This is a genomic window from Paraniabella ginsengisoli (assembly GCF_022513635.1).
In the GTDB taxonomy this organism is placed as follows: Bacteria; Bacteroidota; Bacteroidia; order Chitinophagales; family Chitinophagaceae; genus Niabella; species Niabella ginsengisoli.
On sequence record NZ_JAKWBL010000004.1, the window covers coordinates 510,486 to 531,478 of the forward strand.

Genomic DNA, 20,993 nt, shown 5'->3' on the forward strand with positions numbered 1-20,993 from the left:
GAGAGCTTGTCCGCCTGCTGGCGGAGGGCTGGGGGAGAGGCCGTCTACAATCGCCTGGTGTGGATGTTACCTAATGGCCAGTATGGCGTGTACAATAAAAGGCATTTGTTTGCTTATGCCGGAGAAAACGAGTTTTATGCTGCCGGTGAAAAACGACTGATCGCTTCGGTAAAAGACTGGAAGATAAACCTGCAGGTGTGTTATGACCTTCGATTTCCGGTATGGGCAAGGCAGGGGCCTCAAATACCGGGAGAAAACTGGCACGGCTTATATGACGTATTGATCTATGTAGCCAATTGGCCCGAGCGCCGCAGCCATGCCTGGAAAACATTGTTACAGGCGCGTGCTATAGAAAATCAATGTTATGTTATTGGGGTAAATCGTGTGGGAAATGATGGTAATGGAATTTACTACAGTGGCGATAGTATGGTAATCGATCCGTTAGGAGAAGTACTGTATCATAAAAAAGATGAAGAAGACATTTTTACCATTACATTGGATAAAAAATACCTAAGCGCTGTAAGGGAAAAGTTTCCTTTTTGGAAAGATGGGGATGAGTTTAAGATATTTTGATGCAGGACATGCAAACGCATGAAAAAATGCCACGAATGCACGAATGATTTTCTCACAGAAAACACGGATGAACACAGAACAATATTTCTGTGCTATCTGTGAAAGCGCTGACGCAAAAAATATTATTATTGCCTATGCATAAGTTTCTGATGTATTGGTAAATTATGTATCTTTGGTTTGTGAATAAAACAAACTTATATAAAGGTTGCCTTGAGCCGATTATTCTCAAACTACTTGGCGATAATGGTCGAATGTATGGTTATGAAATAACCCAGCGGGTAAAAGAGCTAACGGTTGACGAATTAAAAATTACGGAAGGCGCATTGTATCCATTGTTGCATCGGTTAGAATCCGAAGGTATTTTAGAAATAGAAATGGAAAGCATTGGCAACCGGGTAAGAAAATACTATTCGCTTACCAAAGCAGGCAAAAAGCAAAAGTCGAAGGCTTTAGCCGAGTTAGAGCAGTTTAAAAACACTTTGCAACTATTGTTGAACCCAAAACTTGCATAATATGCTAACGCAAGAACAAATACAAGAAATAGAAAATCTTTGCTTTTCTGAAGGCGTATACTTTTACGATGTGCGCATGGAAATGGTGGATCATATCAGCCAGGCAATTGAAGATATTTTGAAGCAGCAAGCGAAAATGTCTTTCGAAGAGGCCTTAAAAACCGCTTCGCAAGAGGTAGGTGTTTATGGCTTCAAATATATTGTAGAAGAAAAAGAGAAGGAAATTCGGCAAGCAGTTCGGCAGCGGCAATTTAAACTTTTCAGGACATTTTTTACATGGCCAAAAATAGCAGGATGCTTATTGTTATTTGTTCTGGTTATAATACCATATTATTATTTTGAGCTGTCGGCAAAAACTTATGTAAACATTAGTCGGCTTACAATGTGTATCATATTGCTATTTTGGTTATTCCTTAGAATGCCATTTAAAAAGGCAGCAAAAAAGCTGTTAACCGTCAAGGTAATCAATGAGGGAGTATTATCTGCACAATGGTTATTGGGAGTATTCGGACTCGGATCTCTTTTTACTAACAATACGGAAGAGGGCTGGACGAATGCTGGGTGGTTTGCTGTGCTTGTTTCCGTAATAACAGCATCAATTATATTATTGTCTTTAGCGGAAATAATGGTGCATCGAGCTATTTATAAAAGTTCAAGAAGGAATTACCCAACAGTATTTACAAAATATTGACCAACGTGGTAAAAGAGCAATATGTCTATGCATTTAAAAAGGGCTAATTATTTGCTTCAATCAACTCAGTCACTTTCTTCATTTTAAAATCTTCATTTCTGATAGTTTCAACAGAAGGCGCTTGTATGATGACAACACCTGATCTTGCATTACGAAATCTTATATCTTTACGCCCCTTCGCCATACGGCGATATTTTTTAATTGCAAACGCTATATCCAAAACAGAGATGACAAACCTGCATAACAAGATTACAAAAGCAATATTTTTTTCGTAACGGTAACAATCTGCCTACCAATATTTGGACAAGAGAAAGACCAAAAACCAGATCTGGATCGAGCTGTACTCAACATTCCTGAATTTTCTACTGCTGGCTTTTATAAGTTGCCAAATACCGGGCGCGAAGTTTTTTCAATGAATCCCGCCTGGCGTTTTTATAAAGGAAAGGCCGAGGGAGCCTCGGCGGCTACTTACACAGATACAGCCTGGTCGGTGGTAAATCTTCCGAATGGCATTGAATATCTTTCGGAAGAAGCCAGCGGCGGAAATAATTATCAGGGAGAGGTTTGGTATAGAAAACATTTTACACCCGACAATGCTTTAAAAGGTAAAAAACTGTTTTTGCATTTTGAAGCAATTATGGGCAAATCAAAAATCTGGATCAACGGAACATTATTGACCGAACATTTAGGTGGCTATCTGCCCGTAATTGTTGACATAACGGATCATATAAAATGGAACAAAGACAACGTAATTGCTGTGTGGGCCAATAATAGTAATGATCCATCTTACCCTCCGGGGAAAGATCAGGAAGTATTGGACTTTGCTTATTTTGGGGGCATTTACCGCGATTGCTGGTTAATAGCACACAACCCCATACACATTACAGATCCTAATTATGAAAACGAAGTAGCAGGCGGCGGCACATTAATTGCATTCAAAAAAGTAACTGAAAAAGAAGCCGATATTTTTTTACAATTGCATTTGCGTAATGAAACACCCAAAAATTTCAAAGGTGCTATTGTTTATCAATTGTTAGATGAGAAAGAAAATATTGTTGCAAAGCAAAAAAGCAGCGTCCGGCTTAATGCTTCATCAGCAAAGGCTTTCAGCACTTCTATCAAAATTAATAACCCACACCTTTGGTCGCCGGATGATCCGCATCTGTACCATTTAAAAATATTGGTACAGGGGAATAAAAACAGCACAATAGATGGCTATAGAAAAAAGATCGGCGTTAGAAGTATTGAATTTAAAGGGAAAGATGGTTTTTGGCTAAACGGAAAACCTTACCCCGAGCCACTTATTGGCGCCAACCGCCATCAAGATTTTGCTATTGTAGGCAATGCGCTTAGCAATAATATTCATTGGCGCGATGCTAAAAAGCTAAGAGATGCCGGACTTAAAGTGATTCGCAATGCACACTATCCGCAAGATCCCGCATTTATGGATGCCTGCGATGAGTTGGGTTTGTTTGTTATTATAAATACACCGGGCTGGCAATTTTGGAACAAAGACCCCCAGTTTGAACAATTGATTTATAAAGATATTCGCAATATGGTGCGGCGCGACAGAAACAGGCCAAGTGTGTGGCTTTGGGAGCCTATTTTGAACGAAACACATTATCCAGATTATTTTGCCAAAAAAGCAAAAGAAACGGTGGAGCAGGAGTTTCCTTATCCAAACTCTTACACAGCTTGTGATGACATGGCAAAAGGAGCCGAATATTATTCTGTTCAATTTTCACATCCTTCCGCGGCTGCTAATAATGGCGACACCCCAAAAGCAGATCCATCAAAAACGTATTTTACCCGCGAATGGGGCGATAATGTAGACACTTGGAATGCACACAATTCTTCCAGTCGGGTGTATCGCAATTGGGGCGAGGGTCCCATGCTAATACAGGCGAAGCATTATGCAAATCCTTCTTATCCTTTTACCAGCTACGATGTATTATATAAAACCAGCAAACAGCATGTGGGCGGTGCTTTATGGCACTCTTTCGATCATCAGCGCGGGTATCATCCCGATCCGTTTTATGGAGGGTTGATGGATGTATATCGCCAGCCAAAATATTCTTATTACATGTTTAAGGCGCAACGCCAGGCAACTGTAGAAAATCGTTTATACGAAACCGGCCCCGTGCTTTTTATTGCCAATGAAATGACACCTTTTTCTAGTGAAGATGTGGTGGTTTACTCTAATTGCGATGAAGTAAGGTTAACGGCATTTAAAGGAGGTGAAACGCTTACGTATAAAAATCCACATACAAAGGGAATGCCATCGCCTCCCATTGTTTTTAAAGAGGTGTACAACTTTATGCAAATAAAAGCGAGAACAAGAGGCGGTAAACAAAACGAAGTTTATCTGGCGGCAGAAGGTTTTATTGATGGCAAAAAAGTAATAGCGGACACTGTTTACCCGGCTTATCGGCCCGAAAAAATAATATTATGGACAGATGATGAAGGCACGAGTTTAATCGCAGACGGATCGGATTTTATAACGGTTGTAGCTGCTGTTGTGGATAAAAACGGAACGATTAAAAGGCTTAATAACAGTCAGATTTATTTTGAAGTGGAAGGAAATGGAGAACTGATTGGAGACGATCCGCACCGATCCTCATTGAAAAAATTAAACTGGGGAACAGCACCCGTACTCGTCCGTTCTACAACCCAGGCCGGAACTGTTAAAATAAAAGCCCACCTTGATATGGAAGGTAGCAACCGGCCATCAATGGGCGAGTTGGAAATTCGCAGTTCTCCGTCAAACAATGAGTTGTTATTTTCCTCAAAAGAGCTTGATGCCTATTTTGAAAATCATACAAAAGTAAAAACAACAAAATCGAGTAATGAAAAAGGGCTACAAGCAGAAATAGACCAATTGAAAAAAGAGCTGAATCAGTATAAATTGAAAGAAGTAGAAAAGCAACAGGAAGACTTTGGTGAGAAAAGAAAGAAATAGCGGTTTTGGAAAGGTTGCTGATTTTTTCTAAACGCATCAAAGCAGAATTATTTAACCGGCCTGTTTATCAACCCGATCACTTTTTTCATCTTAAAATCTTCACCTTTTCTGATTGCTTCAACAGAAGGCCCGGCGAAAATATCAGGCTGAACGCCTCGTCCGTTTTGGGGTAACGTTTTATCAATGACCATTCTAAACAAAGGTAGTCTGAAACGAACTTTTGTATTAGGCATGGTTACATCCGGGATGATCCATGCAGTAGCGCCATAAGCTGCGCCGCCGGAAGGTTCCCCAACAATAGTTACGTTGGACTGGCCTTTTAAAGCGCTCAATGCCAAAGTACTTGCCGATGCGGTGTAGCCGCTGCTCAACAAATAAATGTTCCCGTCAAAATGTTTTTGTTTTTTGGGTTGATAGCGATGTTTTTCAAAGTATCTATAATGGTATTTTCCATTTCTGTTTTTAGTGCTGAACAAGATCTGCCAACTGTTCAAAAAGTTATTTTCAATATAGCGGCCGTAGTTTGACGAACGTGAAATGGTGTAAAGTGAGTCGCATATTTTATAGGGATGATCGATCAAATAGCGGGCGAGAAAAATAAAATTATTTAAGCGACCACCGCCGTTAAGACGCAAATCAATAACCAGATTTTGAACTTGTTGCTTTTCCAATGTTCTGAATGATTGGCGAAAGAATTTCTTTAACTGAAGCTTTTCAGAAAAGCTATTCACTTCCATCAATGCATAGCCCTCTTTTATTTCAAAGTGCCGTTGTTGTTTCAGGCGCTGCTGCTTTGGTATTTTTTCTTTTTTAATTTTCTTTTGAGGCGGTGCTTTTCGCGATGTGTCGGCAACAGCGGAAGTCATTGAAAAAAGAGCGTTATGCTGCTTGCCTAAAGAATCTGTCAATGAAAGATTATATTCTTTTTGCCATCCCAAAAGTGAACTGTAGAAAGATCCGAAATTGGTTCCGAAACTTAGCAACTGATCTTTAGCAACCCCGTTGCCACCGTCAGCAGGAATATAGCGGCGAATGGTATCCAGAAGCACTTTTACAGGTTTGCCGTTGATCGAGCTGATAATATCACCGCGCTTCATATCAACATTCTTTTTATTTGTTGCAACAAAGACAACGGTGTCGTTCCATGTTTTTACCTGGAAGGGAAATGTTGTTTTTGACTCAGCTTTATCAATATATTTTTGATAAGATTTTGAAACCCTTACCGATGTATGTCCGCAATTGATAAGCGCCACCACCGGCTGCAATATTTTTCTGAAACTATATTCTGTCAGGCTATCTGTAAGCTGCAGCTTTGCTGCGCTGAAAGCGCTGTCCATAGCGGATTTTGGCGTGTACCAATATAAGGAAGGATGGCGTTCTTCTAAAATATTTTGAAACAATTCATAATCCTGTTGCAATTGTTGCGAGCTGAATTTTTGGTTCGGGTTGAATGTTTTTTGCGACGAACTGCAGGAAGACAAAACGACTGTTGCAACGAGCGAGATAAAAAGATGAGATATGTTCCACTGTACAAGAGTGCGACGCAAGATCGATGAGTAATATTCTGTCGATGATAACATAAAATTACTTCAACGGATTCCAGCCTTGCGCCGTAATAGTGTGCTTCGTTCCGCCTTTGGTAACGATCGTGGTTCCTTCCGAGGCTTCAGTCATATAACCTATAACGCTGATGTTGGCATTGGCAGAAACTTTTTCATAATCGCTTTGTGATACGGTGAATAGCAACTCATAATCTTCGCCGCCGCTAAGTGCGCATGCTGTGGGATCGATCTCAAATTTGAAAGCGGCCATGCGGCTTTCTTCTGTAACAGGAATTTTATCCTCATGCAAAACGCAACCCAGGTTGCTTTGTTTGCAGATGTGCAATATTTCGGAACTTAGCCCATCGCTAATATCCATCATTGAAGTAGGTTGTATTTCGGTTTCTGCAAAAAAGTCGATAATGTCTTTTCTTGCTTCGGGTTTTAGCAAACGCCCGATTACATAAGTTTCCTGCTCTAAATCGGGCTGCACTCCCGGGCTTTCCAAAAAATCTTTTTCTCTCTTTCAAGAAACAAAAGACCAATATAAGCTGCGCCTAAATCGCCGCTAACGCAGAGCAGATCACCTTTTTGAGCCGTGCTTCTTTTTACAAACCTGTCGGGCGCTACTTCGCCAATAGCAGTAACAGAGATGACAAATCCTTTTTGCGAAGTGGTGGTGTCGCCGCCAATTAAATCAACGCCGTAATGATTACATGCAGCATAAACGCCTTCGTAAAATTCGTTCAACGCTTCAAGACTTACGCGGTTGCTAAGGCCAAGACTTAACGTAACCTGCGTGGGCACTGCGTTCATCGCATATATATCGCTGATGTTGACAACAATACTTTTATAACCCAGATGTTTTAGCGGCGTGTACATTAAATCGAAATGGACACCTTCTAAAAGTAGGTCGGTTGTAACAACGGTTTGTTTGCCGAAATGGTCTATAACGGCGGCGTCATCGCCTACGCCTAAAAGCGAAGAGGCATTTTGAAGTTCAATATTTTTGGTAAGATGTTCGATCAAACCAAATTCACCAAGGTCGGATATTTCTGTGCGGTCACTCATGCTGTTATTACAAATAATCTTTAAGCAGGGTTTTTATTTCTTTATCGGAAATACTGTTTTGTTCCCCTTTGCGATATATATAAAATAAGGATATCTATTGAAGTTTGCAGAAAGTTCGACATTATAGTTCATCCAAAAACTTTTTCAAAGGAACTGTTTTTGCTTTGCCGCTTTTGATCTTTTGCATTTCTTCAAAGCCTTTGCGTATATGTTTTAACGTATGTGCTTTTTGTTTTGTGCCTTCTTCTTCAATTCCTTTTACATAAGTTAAGCTTTTGGCTAACTCAATAAAGTGATCATATTCTTCGTCGGTTGTATAGATGGTAACTTGTTTCATCCGTATTTGTTTATGTCTTACACAAATTTACATTAAACTATTCACCTGTTATTATTACGCCTTACCATTTATCATCTCCAATAATTGGTCATGTATCAATCCATTGGTTGATACAATCCGCGGTTCATAAGGGTTATAGCGATTTCCTTCAAAATCGGTTACTTTGCCGCCCGCTTCTTCAACAATTAAAAATCCGGCAGCGCTATCCCAGGGCTGCAATTTATGTTCATAAAAACCATCTAACCTACCAGCAGCAACCCAACAAAGGTCTATTGCTGCAGCGCCTAAGCGCCGAACCGGAACCCCTTCTCTAATAAACCTTTCAAAAACTTCTAGCGGTCCGTTATTTTGTTGAATGTAAGTATAAGGGAAGCCAGTAACTAAGCAACTTTTCATCACGTCTATCTCCGCGCTAACTTTTAGGGGTTGGCCGTTAAACGTTGCTCCTTCGCCTTTTTCTGCGAAGAACAATTCATTCATGTGTGGGTTATAAACCATGCCCAGAATCATTTCCCCTTTAAATTCCACACCGATGGAAATACAGTTTAGTGGAATGCCATGTGCAAAGTTGATGGTTCCATCAATAGGGTCGATGATCCATTTATATTCAGAATCCTGTGGAAGTTCGCCTGTTTCTTCGGTAAGAATATAATGATTAGGATAAGCCTTCTGTATTACTTCGAGAATTGCTTTTTCTGACGCGTGGTCGGCTTCCGTAACCAGGTTATTGCGTCCTTCTTTATATTTTATTTCAAAGGTCTTATTGAAATATTTAGACACCTGCTCGCCTCCGGCCATGATGGCTTCGTGTAAAACGGTTTTTAACATAGGAGCAAAGATAGCGAAGCCGGTTTGTTTGTCGCCCGACTGCGACTGTATTATTATCTCTGAAGCCCAATGCTGAATGATAAAAAAACGGGGAAAATCCCGGGTTTTTGCAGGCAAGGTATTTGTTTTCTTTGAAGCCTCATTTTCATACTCGCTTAAATTAACAGCAATGAATAACACGATGATCAGCTTCTTAACTAACGAAAAACTACCCGAAAGACTGCGGACTTCCATCAAAGAACAAAGACAAAAACACGAACGACATGCTAAAAGAGACGGCCAGCTTATAGTTTTTGGAACACTTTTTTTGAGTACGCTGGCCTGCCTTATTGCTTTGCTGGTGTATTTCTTTTAATTGCCGATGCGATATAACACTATGATTGTTGTTACATTTACTGCTGAAATGCAGGTTAATGACATTATCTATCATCATATATAAATTATAATGTAAAATATTTCTTAGAAAAATCCCTACTATCCGTGCAACAGGCGGTTGGAGGAATTGATGCAGAAGTTTTTGTTATTGACAATAACTCAACAGATGGCAGCCTGGCTTATCTGCAACCAATTTTCCCTTTTGTGCATTTTATTGCTAACACCAATAACCCGGGCTTTGGCAAAGCCTGCAATCAAGGCCTGGCAGAAGCAATTGGCAAATATGTGTTATTTCTGAATCCTGATACAATTATCCCTGCGGATTGCATCGTAAAATGTATTAACAAGCTGGAGGAAGATCCTAATATCGGTGCGTTAGGCGTAAAAATGGTAAATGGAGAAGGTGTTTTTTTAAAAGAAAGCAAGCGAGCTTTACCTGATGCGCTTTCTTCATTGTACAAGCTGTTTGGCATTTCTGCATTATTTCCTAAGTCAAAAATCTTTTCTAAATACAATCTGGGGTATTTAAACGAAAATGAAGATCATGAAGTAGATGTACTTTGTGGCGCGTTTATGATGATCCCCAAAAAAGTACTTAATGAGGTTGGCGGCTTTGATGAAGCTTTTTTATGTATGGAGAAGATATTGACCTTAGCTATCGCATTCAGAAGGCGGGATATAAAAACTACTACATGGCAACGCCAACTATTATTCATTTTAAAGGAGAAAGCACAGACAAAACCAGCTTAAAGTATATCCGGGCTTTCTATGGGGCAATGGTTATATTTGTTGACAAACATTACAAAGGGGTTAAAAAAGGGGTTTTTAAGAGCCTGCTTATTGCAGGAATTGGATTTAAAGCAAGGCTTGAGACAATTAAACTTAAACTTAAAAAAGCCTTCTGATTGCTTATATTTAAAGAATGGAAAAAACCATTTTTCACAAAATCGTATCTTGCGGCTTTGCTGCACCCACAAGGTAGTAGTTTATGGCATCAATCATCGATTTTAAAATACCGAAAGCGATTGCGAAGGCGCTGGGCCTTCCAACATCTGATGCTCAAAAGCAACAGCGAAAAGTGCTTAAAAAGCTGCTGAAGAGGGCAAGATTTACAGAATTTGGTCAAAAATTCCATTTTGATAAAGTCCTGCTTAATAAAAATGTAGAAAAGGCATTCCAAGAATCAGTTCCTATTCATGATTATAACAAGATTTATAATGACTGGTGGAAGAAAACCCTTGACGGGGTTCCTGATGTAACCTGGCCGGGAAAAATTGAATATTATGCGTTAAGCTCAGGAACTTCGGAAGCGGCAAGTAAGTATATACCGGTAACTAAAGATCTTCTGCGCAGCAATACCATTAATTATATTAAGCAACTTATCAGCGTATTTGCTTACCAGGAAGCTAACAAAAAAGCGCTGCGGAAAAGTTTTTTAATAATTGGCGGCACAACCGATTTACAAAAAGGAGATGCAGGTTGGTATGCCGGCGATCTTAGCGGCATTTTGGCCAAAAAACGTCCTTTTTGGTTTCAAACCTTTTACAAACCCGGCGGCGCGCATCGCTGCCATGAAAGACTGGAACGAAAAGCTGAATGAAATTGTAGAGCATGCGCGTGAATGGGATATTGGTTATATCGTTGGCGTTCCCGCCTGGTGCCAGATGTGCATGGAAATGGTCATAGAAAAGTATAAAGTAAATAATATACACGAAATATGGCCCAACTTCGGCATTTTCGTTCATGGTGGCGTATCATTTCAACCGTACAAAAAATCTTTCGAAAAATTGTTGGGCAAGCCTATTGTGTATGTAGAAAACTACCTTTCCAGCGAAGGGTTTATCGGCTATAAAATGAAAGAACATGCATTAGGCATGCAGCTCATAACCAACAATAATATTTTTTTCGAATTTGTTCCCTTCGATGACAAAAATTTTGATGCAGAAGGTAATATTAAGCCTGACGCCCAGGCATTGCTGGTTAATGAAGTAGAATACGGAAAGGATTATGCTATATTGTTAAACACCAATGCGGGATCATGGCGGTATCTCATTGGCGATACGATTCGTTTTCTGAATGTAGACAAATGTGAAGTGTTGATTACAGGTCGCACCAAACATTTCCTGAGTTTAGTAGGAGAACATCTAAGCGTTGAAAATATGAACTGTGCTATTGAAGAAGCCAATAACCACTTCAACATCAGTATTCCTGAATATACCGTAACAGGGTTTCCCTATAACAATTATTTTGCCCATAAATGGTATATCGCAACAGATGATACGGTAGGTTCAGATGAATTGATCATGTTTATTGACAGTAAACTGAAACAAATTAATGATGATTATGCTACTGAAAGAACAAGTGCGTTAACTGATATTTTTATAGAAATACTGCCAGAAGAAAAATTTTTAAAGTTTATGGAACTTCGCGGCAAGCTGGGCAGTCAGAATAAATTTCCCAGAGTTATGAAAGGCAACATGCTTGAAAACTGGGACAAATTTCTCGCTACGGGGAAAATTTAACTTCATACCTTAAAAAAACTTCCCTAATCTTGTAGGCACTATGATTGAAGGCTTAATTAAAGGGATAACCTTAGGATTATTGTTAAGCATAGCTGTAGGGCCGGTACTCTTTTCTATCATAAAACATAGTATAAATGTTGGTCATAAGGGAGGGTTTGCTTTTGTAGCCGGGGTATCAGCAAGCGACATTACCATTGCGTTTGTAAGCAACGCCTTTTCTGCTTTATTCGAAGTTATCAGTGAATATAAACAAGCTATTGGCATAACAGGTAGCCTCTTTCTGATGGTCATTGGTGTTTATTTTTTATTCTTTAAAAAAGTAAAGATCAACCAGGAAGGAAAAGCTATTCAGATAACATTTCGAAAACGCGATTACGCCACCATGTTTTTTTCTGGCTATCTGATGAACACCTTAAATCCATCCGTTTTTCTTTTTTGGCTTACAGCATCTACGTCGTTTATCAATCACAATATAGAAGAACGTATTGTTATCTTCACAACTTGCCTGTTGATTGTGTTGGCTGCCGATATAGCCAAAGTAATGTTGGCTGGCAAAATCCGCAACCGCCTTACGCCGCATAACATCCAGCTCATCAATCGCATTAACGGCATTATACTTATCGGCTTTTCCATCGCATTAATTATAGGTTTATTGTTTTATAAAGGACACTAATTTATTATTGAATCAGCAATAAACACAAATCATCGAAATTGCGTCGCACACTTGATCTGCAGAATATAGCTCATCCCGTCCGACCGGTCATCCGGGCGGGCTACATAAACGGACTTTCAGACTTTCCGTCTTCCCGACTTCTCTTTCAAACCATATGCACATCATCACATTAGCTAATTGGCTAATTTCTCTCTCGTTCAACTTTTCCATATATTGCAACCAATGAAGCGACTTAGAAGAATATGGAGATTCATAAAACGAACGATCATCGTTCTTTTTATTGCACACCTCCTATATATCGTAGCTTTAAAATGGGTAAACCCACCAATAACCGTAACACAGCTTATGAGTTTTGTTGAAGGACATGGCATGGAAAAGGAATATGTAAGATGCAGCAAATGTCTTCCAATGCAAAGCTAGCAGTGATTGCATCTGAAGATCAACTTTTCCCCGATCACAATGGCTTTGACTGGAAAAGCATTCAAAAGGCATTGGATTATAACCAGCGCAAGCCGGGCCGTATCCGCGGAGGAAGTACCATTAGCCAGCAAACAGCAAAAAATGTTTTTTTGTGGCAGGGGCGTAGTTGGGTAAGAAAAGGACTGGAAACCTATTTTACTTTTATGATCGAAAAGATATGGGGCAAGAAAAGAATTCTTGAAGTGTACCTGAATGTTGCAGAAACGGGTAAAGGCATATTTGGTATCGAAAAAGCTGCTCAAAAATATTTTGGCAGATCAGCTCAAAAATTATCTCAACTTCAGGCTGCCGCAATAGCTGCATCTTTACCCAACCCAAAGAAGTATACAGTAAAACCAATGAGTCCTTATGTATCTGCAAGAAGCAGAAAAATTATGCAGCAAATGAATTTTTTAAGACCCGATAGAGATATACAGGCTATTATCGGCGACAAGTAATTTTACCATGATTTTTATAAAAAAAATATATTGATTATTGTTGGCTTAGGAATCGGTGCTTTGGTTGGTTTTTTGTACTGGAAATTTGTAGGTTGTAACTCCGGCACTTGTGCTATTACATCAAAGCCTTTAAACAGTTCGCTGTATGGAGCATTAATGGGCGGCCTCTTGTTTTCTCTATTCACAAAACGTAAAAAAGAACAGAATGACTTTTCAGGAAATCATCAATCAGGATAAACCGGTTTTAGTAGATTTTTTTGCAGAATGGTGCGGTCCATGTAAAACAATGGCGCCGGTGCTTGAGCAGCTAAAACAACGCGTTGGGGACAACGCAACCATTATTAAAATAGATATAGATAAAAGCCCGCAAGCGGCTAATGCTTACCAGGTGCAGGGTGTACCAACCTTTATTGTTTTCAAAAATGGCAAACAGGTTTGGAGGCAATCCGGAGTAAGGCCACTTTCCGAACTGGAAAATATACTAAAGGCCAATAGTAACTAGGGTCGTTTAACCATAACGTGGCTGTCAGGCTGAGTTTGTCGAACCTCAGCCAACTTCCCTTTGACAAACTCAGGGTGAAAATCTACATGAAACAAAACACTAAGCAAAACGGTTATGTAATACTTCATAACGAAAGGAAAATATTTCCTTTAACTTTTTAGCTACCATTTTTCCGGCAAACGATCTTCCTAAAAATCCTGCTGGTAGCTTATAACTCACTATATCCGTCATCAACACGCCGTTATTCTTGTTCTCGAAATGATGCTCATGATGCCATAAAGTATAAGGGCCATTACGTTGCTCATCAATAAAATATTGGAGCATTGCAATCTGTGTTATTTCAGTAACCCATTTACTTTTTATTACAGGGAAGATACTGATGGTATAAGTGATTATTTTCCCGGGATAGATTTTTCCATCTGCTCCTGAAGTAATTTCAAATCCCATATTGTTGGGAGTAATGGCTTGTAAATTTTCGGGTGTTCCAAAAAAATCCCAGGCTGTCTGTAAATCACAATTTAGTTGCTGCTTTGCCTCCAGTGTGTAAATTCCGGAATGATATGTTATTTTAATGTTCATTTAGAAATTGTTCTGTAGCAGCTATTGCCATTTGCAGCCTTTGCTCGTTATTACCTTTTATTTCTACCCAGGGGGTCGATTGATTTATTAAAAGATCTTTATACATTTTAAATAAAGTTTCCCTTGTCTCAAAGTCGGGATATTCGCGCAGTTCATCTTTCGTCCATGGAAGGTCGGTATTACAAAGCAAATACAGATCATATTTACGGGTTACTATTTCATCAAGTATAAATTGGTGGCATCGACCAAAAACAAATTCACACCATACTTTCATTACATACATGTCGGTGTCGAGGAAGACGGGAAGTTGGGAAGTTGGATAATCGGATAGTCCGGAAGTCTGGAAGTCTGGAAGTTTGGAGGAAGTATTCACACTACCTGAGTCTTTCTTTCCGTCTTTCCGTCTTCCGGTCTTCCTGACTCTTTCAATAAATGTCTCCTCCAAATTCAACTGCCCTTTTGCTATTTCGGCTAAATCTTCAAACGTATAGTTCGTTCCATTTTTTAACAGGTATTCCCGCGCATATTCGGGGCACCAAACCGTACCGTAATGCTGCGCCAGTTGCTCGCAAAGCGTACTCTTTCCGGTACTTTCAGGCCCTATTATTACAATCTTCTTAATCATTCTTCAAAAGTTCTTGTTGTTTCCTGGCTCTTTGTTGCCATTCAATTAAGCCACCAACGGCCAGGATGAGCAAGATAAAATAATAAACACTTGTAAACACCAGTCCTTTTACAAAATACAATGGCATACCGCATATATTGGTAATGATCCACCAGTACCAGCTTTCTACTTTCTTTTTGGCCATAAGCCACATGCCCGTGAATGCACTTGCAGAAGCTAATGCATCAGCCCACGGAATGGCACCCGGCGCAAAAGCCTGTTTTAAATAGCTTAAAGCAAAAAAGATGCTGACATAAAAAAATCCGAAAAAGAGTAATTCCTGTATCCATTCACGGCGAGTAGAAAATTTTATACTTAGCAAAACCTGTTGTTGATTGTCTTTCCTCGTCCATAAATACCATCCATAAATATTCATGATAGTATAATAGAAATTTACGGTTGCCTCGCCAAACAGATGATATTTAAAGCTAAGCCAAATGTAGATAGCGGTATTGATTAAACCTGTTGGATATACCCAGATATGCTCTTTTTGCTGTACCAAACACTGGCAATACCGGCCAATACCGCAATGTATTCGGGTAGCGTTGTGGCCTTAATACCATTAATAAACTGATCAAAAATTTCTTGTAGAGGCAACAGGATGTTTTTCCAAAAATATACATTCAACCAAAAAGCCGTGCAATAATATTACACGGCTTTACAATTATTTTATGCACTCCTTCTCCTTTGGAGAGGGTTGGGGAGAGGCTTTATTCTGCTTCAGCAACTACTTCCTTCACTTCCGGAATCATACGTTTCATCATACCTTCAATACCGGCTTTTAAAGTGATCATTGACGACGGGCATCCGCTACAACTTCCCTGCATCATCAGGTTTACAACACCATCGTTATAACTCTTGAACTGTATAGCCCCGCCATCCATTTCAACTGCAGGTTTTACATAGTTTTCTAATAGTTCTTTGATGCGTTTTACCACATCATCATCATCAGCCAACACTTCATTAGAACTTTCTTTCTTTACCTCAACAATCTCGTCTTCGTTAATTACGGATTTTCCTTCTTCCAAGTAATCTTTCAAAAACTGGCGAATAGAAGGTGTTACATCCATCCATTCTGCATCTGGGGTTTTTGTAAGTGTCACAAAGTTACTTGCAATGAAGACCGCCTTAATAAACGGAAAACCAAATAGTTCTGTTGCCAGCGGCGAGGGTTTTGCGCTTTGCGCATCGGGAAAATCAACACTTTTTCCCGGGTATAAAAGCTTGTTAGCCACAAACTTCATCGTTTCCGGGTTGGGTGTCATTTCGGTATATATGCTAATAACGGGACTTCCTGTTTTGATCATAATTGTGAAAATTAGTACGCAAAGATAACAAATCTTTTGAGTAAAGGTTGGGCAGATTTAAAAGGCTTTATGGAAGATTCGTTTGTCATGTCCGCATTATCTTTGACAGCATGAAGAAAATTTATTACCTCAGCACTTGCAGCACATGTGCCGACATTATGAAGGATGCCGGTATAAGCGAATCCACGGGCTTTGAATTGCAGGATATAAGAACACAAAAAATAACTTCCGCGCAAATTGATGAGATGAAGAAAATGGCGGGGAGCTACGAAGTTTTGTTCAGCCGCCGCGCTTTAAAATATAAAGAACTGGGCCTGAAAGACAAAAAACTCACAGAAAAAGACTACAAAAATTATATTCTCGAACATGACACTTTTTTAAAAAGGCCTGTGGTACTTATTGGCGATAAGATATTTATAGGCAGTGAAAAGAAAAACGTAGCAGCCTTGAAAGCTGCTGCAACAGAATAAGGATCGTTAAGCTTAATGCACCTGTACCGACTCTTCTGTTGCCTTGCCCTCGATGATTGCGGCTAACGCCGGATCCGTTTTTTCTCTTTCTGTAAAACTTTCCATGCAATTAAAATGCTGACCAGCATAAACGCCGCCGCTACTAAAAACGCAACGCCCGGAAAATGTACCGGCGCCTGTGGCGAAGTGAAGTAATAAAAAAGATAATTCATTATCAGCGGGCCAATAATTGTTGTAATACTCATCAGGCTGGTAAGTGCGCCTTGCAACTCGCCCTGTTCATTAGAAGGAACATGGCCTGCGAGAATCGCTTGCAGGGATGGGCTACAGATACCGCCGAGACAATAGGGAATGAGGAAAGCAAACATCATCCATGTTTCAGTAGCAAAAGCAAATAACACAAGGCCTAAAGTGTATAATGCCAAACCTATGTAAATACTTTTTTCGTTTCCCAGTTTGGGATTTACAACTCTTGTTAATCCTGCTTGTACCGAACCAACAAGTAAACCCACAACTGCTAAAGAAATACCTACCATTTTTTCGTCCCAATTAAAACGATACATGGTAAAATAGTTCCAGTTGCTTTGTACCGCCTGCGCTGCCATATAAATAAGAAAAAGCAAAAAGCTAAACCAGAAATAGCCGGATATTTTTTCAGAAACATCAAGGCTCCAAAAGGATTGGCTCTGGCCCAGCTAAAGGGCCTGCGATTTTCTTTGCTTAAAGATTCAGGCAATATAAAGTATCCGTAAAGACAGTTGACTAAACACAACACTGCTGCTGCATAAAACGGTGCGCGAATGCCCCACCCGGCCAGAAGCCCACCCAGAGCTGGACCGATGACAAACCCTAATCCAAAAGCAGCGCCAATTAACCCAAAGTTTTTGGCTCGGGTTTCGGGGGTACTCACATCTGCAATATAAGCCGAGGCGGTTGTGAAGCTTGCGCCAGTTATGCCGGCAATGATACGACCGGCAAAAAGCCATGCATATGTAGGTGCTAATGCAAGAACAATATAATCAATACCAAAGCCCAGTAAAGAAAATAAAAGTATCGGCCTTCTTCCAAAACGGTCGCTTAAGTTGCCGACCATCGGCGCAAATACAAATTGGGTAATGGCAAATGCAGATAATAACCAGGAGCCATAAGCGCTGGCTTCATTTATTGGAATGCCTTTAAGCTGCGAAATCAAATCGGGCATTACGGGAATGATAAGTCCCCAGCCCATAACATCGATTAAAAGTGTTACAAAGATGAACCCGATGGCAGCGCTTTTAGAAGTTTTCATTCGTAAATGATTATTGATTTTAGCCGAATGGAACTTATCGGTATAAAATTTTCATTATATGTTTAAAAGAAAATCTTATAATGAAGGTTTCATTAGAACGGTTTATTGGGCTGCAAAGATGCAAAAAAGTGCAGACAGTGTAGAGCTGGTTGGATTGCTTTTATTTTAATTCTTCAAAAACACCGGTTTGTTTGTTTTTGCGAACATTGTCCCAATTGAAATAACGCCCATTCATGGCAACATACACACCATGCGGAAGTGTTTGTGCAAAAGCAAGTGCGCTGCCTAAATTAAATAAACCATCTGAGCTGCCAAATTTGATTGGGATCATTGCTCCTGTAATAACCACTGTTTTGTTCTTCACAGTTTGGGCAAGTACTTTGGCTGTTTGATCCATTGTATCAGTGCCATGTGTTATAACGATTCGTTCTTCTTCACACTGCTCGCATTGATAAGCGATCAATTCCCTGTCTTCATCTGTCATTTCCAGGCTGTCGATCATCATTAAAGTGCGAATTTCAACAGGTGTAAGGTTGCGGCCTTTTTCCAAAAGTTCGTGCAAGTGTGTATCCTTAAAATATAACTTACCATTGAGCATGTTATATTCTTTGTCGAAAGTGCCTCCTGTAATAAAAATCCTGATAGTCATTTGATAGGGTTTGATGCGGCAAAAGTAGGCAATTAGCGAATGTGTAGAAAAGTTGATAAGTTGACAAGGGGAAGCAAATAGAGAAGTAGCAAGTAGCCAGTAGGCAGATGACAGGTCTTCAAACTTTACAATGAAGATGGATTATTGAATATTTCCATTCTTGTTAATCCGAATAATTAGACATTGGCGAAGAATATGCTGGCTGATATGTATTCTGCTGTTGAAGTGAGTGACACAATACCGATGCCATATATTATGCTGCCGGGTAAATAAAAAAACTGCCGAAAGGATCCGGCAGTTTACAATTACAGATTGAGTTTATTTAGGAAACCATTGGTTTGTATTTTTCTTTGCTATCAATGATGATCCAAATGTTGATCAATAGCATAACACCAGCAATTGCAAGCCCCGATGGCATATAAATAGCGTTGTGAATTATGATTCCCACCATTACGGGCAATATAACAATAGCGCCTAACGCTCTGGTTTTAGGAAACAGGAACAACAGGCCTCCGAGAATTTCAATAAAGCCTACCAAAGGCATTAGCCATTTGATTAACATCATGGCTTCAGCAAGTTTAAGCTGATCTCCTTCCAATGGTGGCTTAGGCATATAGTTTAAAAATTTGTCGAGGCCGGCATTGATAAACATGAGGCCAAACACAACGCAAAGAATGGTTTTTACAATTTTCATTCGAGATGATTTTAGTAATAAAATGGGGTTTATAAAAAAGCCGATAAAGCAGAATCTTTACTTTAAAGTTAATAAGAACTTGTCTAATTTTTCCAAAGTTGATATTAGTCCTTCTTTCATACCCATTTGTACAACTACCTCCAGATCTTCCAGTGATTTGTAAGTAACAACAGTTTGCACAACTGCGTTATCTTCTTTATCAGTAAAAGTTACATCCCAGTCGGCGCTGGGTAATTCAGGATTTATATTACCTTCTGCATCACAAAAAGCATCAACGGATGTGTAATGATCGATCGGATTAATGGTTTTATATGTTGTATAGCCCCAATATTCTGGTCCTTCAGGATCTATCATTGCATAATGCCAATGCCCGCCAGGCCTAAAGTCCATCGACTTTGTTTTGGTTGTAAAAGGGTCAGGCGCAAACCACTGATTCAATAGCTCGCTTTTAGTATAGCAATCCCAAACCAACTGCCGGCTGGCAGCAAATTCACGCTTAATGGTGATCGTATTTTTTGCCTTATCTACCAGGAAGTCAAATTGCAGGTTCATTGTATTTGTTTTATTTTATTTTAATGTTGGTAAAAGCTCATCCAGGTTTTCCATGCCCATGGTAAACCCTTCTTTAAAGCCCATTTCTATCAGCTTTTCCAGGTCTTCCAATTTCTCAAAAGAAATAGTAATATCAACTGTTGTGTTAGACCCGGTTTCATTAAAATTATTTTCCCATTCAGAACGTGGCATTTCAGAAGACACAACACCGTTTTCGTCGGAAAAACCATCTAATGCTGTGAAGCTTTTTGATGGATTTATTTTTTTATAATCGGCCACGCTCCAATGTTTTTCACCTTCGGGGCCTACCATGGCATATAACCACCGGCCGCCTTCGGTAAAGTTCATCGATTTTGTTTCGGCTTTCCATGGTTTCGGAGCCCACCACTGATCTAATATTTCAGCATCGGTCCATGCTTTCCAAACTAAGTTTAAGTCGCCTGCAAATTCACGTTTAACATGAATGGTTTTGTTTTCTTTGTTTACAGAGAAATCAAATAAGAGGGTGTGTTCATGATTTTTTATTTTTAAGTTTAGATAATAAATTGTCTAGCTGATTGAACCGGCTTTCCCAGATTTTGCGAAACTGTTCCAGCCATTTGTCTATTTCTTTCATTTTTTCAATTTCGAGTGTATAATAAATTTCTCGTCCTTGTTGCTCAGGCTTAATTAATTCGCATTCTGTTAATATGCGAAGATGTTTTGATACGGCTTGCCTGGTGGTGTCAAAATGTTCTGCCAAGGCATTTGGGGTCATTGCTTGTAAAGCGATCAATGCAATAATGGCTCTTCTTGTTGGGTCGGCTATTGCCTGAAAAACATCTCTTCTCATCTTTTAAAAATTCAATTAAGAAACCGTTCAGTTGCAAATATATGCGCAACTATTTGGTTTCTCAAAATTTTTCTGATAAATTTTTATAAAAAAGATTTAAGTGCTTGTTTCTCCGAAGGTTAAAAGGTTGCTATCCGGATCAAGTAAAGCAAACTCTTTTTGTCCCCACGGTTTTATTTGAAGAGGAGCATTAGGATGTATGGCAACTTTTTTATCTAAAAGCGATTGATAATAAGATTCAATTTGGGATGTACGTATATAAATCTGGCCATAATTTTCTTTTGGATCAAGATCTTCAAATTTGAAAAAATGAATTTCAATATCGTCCTTTTTTAGCATTAGATAATCTTCATAATCGCCTCCGCATTGAGTGAAGCTTAATTGACCGATGTAATAATCCAACGTAACAGATTTGTTGCGCATGGGTAGTTTAGGGTGAACAGAATTGAGCATGTAA

The 20,993-nt window shown here is 39.4% G+C and carries 31 protein-coding genes; 12 read left to right on the forward strand and 19 right to left on the reverse strand.

Annotated elements, in window-relative coordinates; genetic code table 11:
* The first annotated feature begins 63 nt into the window (after positions 1–63).
* The 3 genes from MKP09_RS26725 (at position 64) to MKP09_RS19875 (ending at position 1,776) form a co-directional block, all read left to right on the forward strand.
* Complete coding sequence (locus MKP09_RS26725; RefSeq protein ID WP_262915541.1) at positions 64–573, forward strand: nitrilase-related carbon-nitrogen hydrolase; 510 nt, start codon at positions 64–66, stop codon at positions 571–573.
* Positions 574–752: 179 nt separating this feature from the next.
* A complete protein-coding gene (locus tag MKP09_RS19870) occupies positions 753–1,085 on the forward strand; it encodes a PadR family transcriptional regulator (protein WP_240832027.1) in 333 nt (110 codons plus the stop codon).
* A gap of 1 nt (position 1,086) precedes the next feature.
* The gene (locus MKP09_RS19875) at positions 1,087–1,776 is read left to right on the forward strand and encodes a hypothetical protein (protein ID WP_240832028.1); all 690 of its coding nucleotides are present in this window, start codon (positions 1,087–1,089) and stop codon (positions 1,774–1,776) included.
* A 43-nt stretch (positions 1,777–1,819) separates the two neighbouring features.
* Here MKP09_RS19875 and MKP09_RS19880 read toward each other — a convergent pair whose 3' ends face one another.
* Complete coding sequence (locus tag MKP09_RS19880; protein ID WP_240832029.1) at positions 1,820–1,960, reverse strand: hypothetical protein; 141 nt, start codon at positions 1,958–1,960, stop codon at positions 1,820–1,822.
* 228 nt (positions 1,961–2,188) lie between these two features.
* Here MKP09_RS19880 and MKP09_RS19885 point away from each other — a divergent pair, with 228 nt between their 5' ends.
* On the forward strand, positions 2,189–4,735 hold the full coding sequence (locus tag MKP09_RS19885) for a glycoside hydrolase family 2 protein (RefSeq protein ID WP_240832030.1): 2,547 nt from the start codon (positions 2,189–2,191) through the stop codon (positions 4,733–4,735).
* 47 nt (positions 4,736–4,782) lie between these two features.
* Here the strand turns inward: MKP09_RS19885 and MKP09_RS19890 are convergent, their stop codons facing one another.
* From MKP09_RS19890 to MKP09_RS19910, 5 genes are all read right to left on the reverse strand, one after another.
* Positions 4,783–6,153 (reverse strand): S41 family peptidase, encoded by a 1,371-nt coding sequence (locus MKP09_RS19890; protein ID WP_240832031.1) that lies wholly within the window; start codon positions 6,151–6,153, stop codon positions 4,783–4,785.
* 166 nt (positions 6,154–6,319) lie between these two features.
* On the reverse strand, positions 6,320–6,784 hold the full coding sequence (locus MKP09_RS19895) for a thiamine-phosphate kinase (RefSeq protein WP_240832032.1): 465 nt from the start codon (positions 6,782–6,784) through the stop codon (positions 6,320–6,322).
* On the reverse strand, positions 6,754–7,347 hold the full coding sequence (thiL, locus tag MKP09_RS19900; RefSeq protein WP_240832033.1) for a thiamine-phosphate kinase: 594 nt from the start codon (positions 7,345–7,347) through the stop codon (positions 6,754–6,756). Before thiL ends, MKP09_RS19895 begins: the two co-directional genes overlap by 31 nt.
* Positions 7,348–7,468: 121 nt before the next feature.
* Positions 7,469–7,684, reverse strand: a complete 216-nt coding sequence (locus MKP09_RS19905) for a hypothetical protein (RefSeq protein WP_240832034.1) — start codon at positions 7,682–7,684, stop codon at positions 7,469–7,471.
* 54 nt (positions 7,685–7,738) lie between these two features.
* Positions 7,739–8,746 carry an inositol monophosphatase family protein gene (locus MKP09_RS19910; protein WP_240833339.1) on the reverse strand — a complete coding sequence of 336 codons (1,008 nt, stop codon included), beginning with the start codon at positions 8,744–8,746 and terminating at the stop codon, positions 7,739–7,741.
* 201 nt (positions 8,747–8,947) lie between these two features.
* Here MKP09_RS19910 and MKP09_RS19915 point away from each other — a divergent pair, with 201 nt between their 5' ends.
* From MKP09_RS19915 to trxA, 7 genes are all read left to right on the forward strand, one after another.
* Positions 8,948–9,637, forward strand: coding sequence for a glycosyltransferase (locus MKP09_RS19915; protein ID WP_317235459.1), 690 nt, complete (start codon positions 8,948–8,950; stop codon positions 9,635–9,637).
* A 238-nt stretch (positions 9,638–9,875) separates the two neighbouring features.
* Complete coding sequence (locus MKP09_RS19920; protein WP_240832036.1) at positions 9,876–10,487, forward strand: GH3 family acyl-acid amido synthetase; 612 nt, start codon at positions 9,876–9,878, stop codon at positions 10,485–10,487.
* Positions 10,459–11,409 (forward strand): GH3 domain-containing protein, encoded by a 951-nt coding sequence (locus MKP09_RS19925; protein ID WP_240832037.1) that lies wholly within the window; start codon positions 10,459–10,461, stop codon positions 11,407–11,409. The genes MKP09_RS19920 and MKP09_RS19925 overlap by 29 nt, the downstream gene beginning before the upstream one ends.
* A 40-nt stretch (positions 11,410–11,449) precedes the next feature.
* Entirely contained in the window at positions 11,450–12,082 is a 633-nt protein-coding gene (locus MKP09_RS19930; RefSeq protein ID WP_240832038.1) for a LysE family translocator, read from the forward strand.
* A gap of 398 nt (positions 12,083–12,480) precedes the next feature.
* A complete protein-coding gene (gene mtgA, locus MKP09_RS19935) occupies positions 12,481–12,999 on the forward strand; it encodes a monofunctional biosynthetic peptidoglycan transglycosylase (protein WP_240832039.1) in 519 nt (172 codons plus the stop codon).
* Positions 13,000–13,029: 30 nt separating this feature from the next.
* On the forward strand, positions 13,030–13,236 hold the full coding sequence (locus MKP09_RS19940) for a DUF6132 family protein (protein WP_240832040.1): 207 nt from the start codon (positions 13,030–13,032) through the stop codon (positions 13,234–13,236).
* The gene (gene trxA / locus MKP09_RS19945; RefSeq protein WP_240832041.1) at positions 13,205–13,501 is read left to right on the forward strand and encodes a thioredoxin; all 297 of its coding nucleotides are present in this window, start codon (positions 13,205–13,207) and stop codon (positions 13,499–13,501) included. The genes MKP09_RS19940 and trxA overlap by 32 nt, the downstream gene beginning before the upstream one ends.
* A 99-nt stretch (positions 13,502–13,600) precedes the next feature.
* Here the strand turns inward: trxA and MKP09_RS19950 are convergent, their stop codons facing one another.
* The 5 genes from MKP09_RS19950 to MKP09_RS19970 all read right to left on the reverse strand — a co-directional run bounded on the left by MKP09_RS19950 (position 13,601) and on the right by MKP09_RS19970 (position 16,051).
* On the reverse strand, positions 13,601–14,080 hold the full coding sequence (locus tag MKP09_RS19950) for an SRPBCC family protein (RefSeq protein ID WP_240832042.1): 480 nt from the start codon (positions 14,078–14,080) through the stop codon (positions 13,601–13,603).
* Complete coding sequence (locus tag MKP09_RS19955; RefSeq protein WP_240832043.1) at positions 14,070–14,705, reverse strand: AAA family ATPase; 636 nt, start codon at positions 14,703–14,705, stop codon at positions 14,070–14,072. Before MKP09_RS19955 ends, MKP09_RS19950 begins: the two co-directional genes overlap by 11 nt.
* Entirely contained in the window at positions 14,698–15,246 is a 549-nt protein-coding gene (gene pnuC, locus MKP09_RS19960) for a nicotinamide riboside transporter PnuC (protein ID WP_240832044.1), read from the reverse strand. Before pnuC ends, MKP09_RS19955 begins: the two co-directional genes overlap by 8 nt.
* A complete protein-coding gene (locus tag MKP09_RS19965) occupies positions 15,201–15,341 on the reverse strand; it encodes a hypothetical protein (protein WP_240833386.1) in 141 nt (46 codons plus the stop codon). The genes pnuC and MKP09_RS19965 overlap by 46 nt, the downstream gene beginning before the upstream one ends.
* A gap of 113 nt (positions 15,342–15,454) precedes the next feature.
* Positions 15,455–16,051, reverse strand: coding sequence for a NifU family protein (locus MKP09_RS19970; RefSeq protein ID WP_240832045.1), 597 nt, complete (start codon positions 16,049–16,051; stop codon positions 15,455–15,457).
* 110 nt (positions 16,052–16,161) lie between these two features.
* Here MKP09_RS19970 and MKP09_RS19975 point away from each other — a divergent pair, with 110 nt between their 5' ends.
* Positions 16,162–16,521, forward strand: a complete 360-nt coding sequence (locus MKP09_RS19975; protein ID WP_240832046.1) for an arsenate reductase family protein — start codon at positions 16,162–16,164, stop codon at positions 16,519–16,521.
* A 62-nt stretch (positions 16,522–16,583) separates the two neighbouring features.
* Here the strand turns inward: MKP09_RS19975 and MKP09_RS19980 are convergent, their stop codons facing one another.
* The 8 genes from MKP09_RS19980 to MKP09_RS20015 form a co-directional block, all read right to left on the reverse strand.
* Positions 16,584–17,126 (reverse strand): MFS transporter, encoded by a 543-nt coding sequence (locus MKP09_RS19980; protein ID WP_240832047.1) that lies wholly within the window; start codon positions 17,124–17,126, stop codon positions 16,584–16,586.
* Positions 17,051–17,809 (reverse strand): MFS transporter, encoded by a 759-nt coding sequence (locus MKP09_RS19985; RefSeq protein ID WP_240832048.1) that lies wholly within the window; start codon positions 17,807–17,809, stop codon positions 17,051–17,053. Before MKP09_RS19985 ends, MKP09_RS19980 begins: the two co-directional genes overlap by 76 nt.
* 160 nt (positions 17,810–17,969) lie before the next feature.
* Positions 17,970–18,458 carry an asparaginase domain-containing protein gene (locus tag MKP09_RS19990; protein ID WP_240832049.1) on the reverse strand — a complete coding sequence of 163 codons (489 nt, stop codon included), beginning with the start codon at positions 18,456–18,458 and terminating at the stop codon, positions 17,970–17,972.
* 322 nt (positions 18,459–18,780) lie between these two features.
* Positions 18,781–19,152: a MauE/DoxX family redox-associated membrane protein gene (locus tag MKP09_RS19995; RefSeq protein ID WP_240832050.1), complete on the reverse strand. Its 372-nt coding sequence runs from the start codon at positions 19,150–19,152 to the stop codon at positions 18,781–18,783.
* A 57-nt stretch (positions 19,153–19,209) separates the two neighbouring features.
* A complete protein-coding gene (locus tag MKP09_RS20000; RefSeq protein ID WP_240832051.1) occupies positions 19,210–19,704 on the reverse strand; it encodes an SRPBCC family protein in 495 nt (164 codons plus the stop codon).
* Positions 19,705–19,719: 15 nt separating this feature from the next.
* On the reverse strand, positions 19,720–20,250 hold the full coding sequence (locus MKP09_RS20005) for an SRPBCC family protein (protein WP_317235460.1): 531 nt from the start codon (positions 20,248–20,250) through the stop codon (positions 19,720–19,722).
* Entirely contained in the window at positions 20,216–20,536 is a 321-nt protein-coding gene (locus MKP09_RS20010) for an ArsR/SmtB family transcription factor (protein ID WP_240832052.1), read from the reverse strand. Before MKP09_RS20010 ends, MKP09_RS20005 begins: the two co-directional genes overlap by 35 nt.
* Before the next feature lie 96 nt (positions 20,537–20,632).
* Positions 20,633–20,989: a bleomycin resistance protein gene (locus MKP09_RS20015; protein WP_240832053.1), complete on the reverse strand. Its 357-nt coding sequence runs from the start codon at positions 20,987–20,989 to the stop codon at positions 20,633–20,635.
* Between the last annotated feature and the right edge of the window lie 4 nt (positions 20,990–20,993).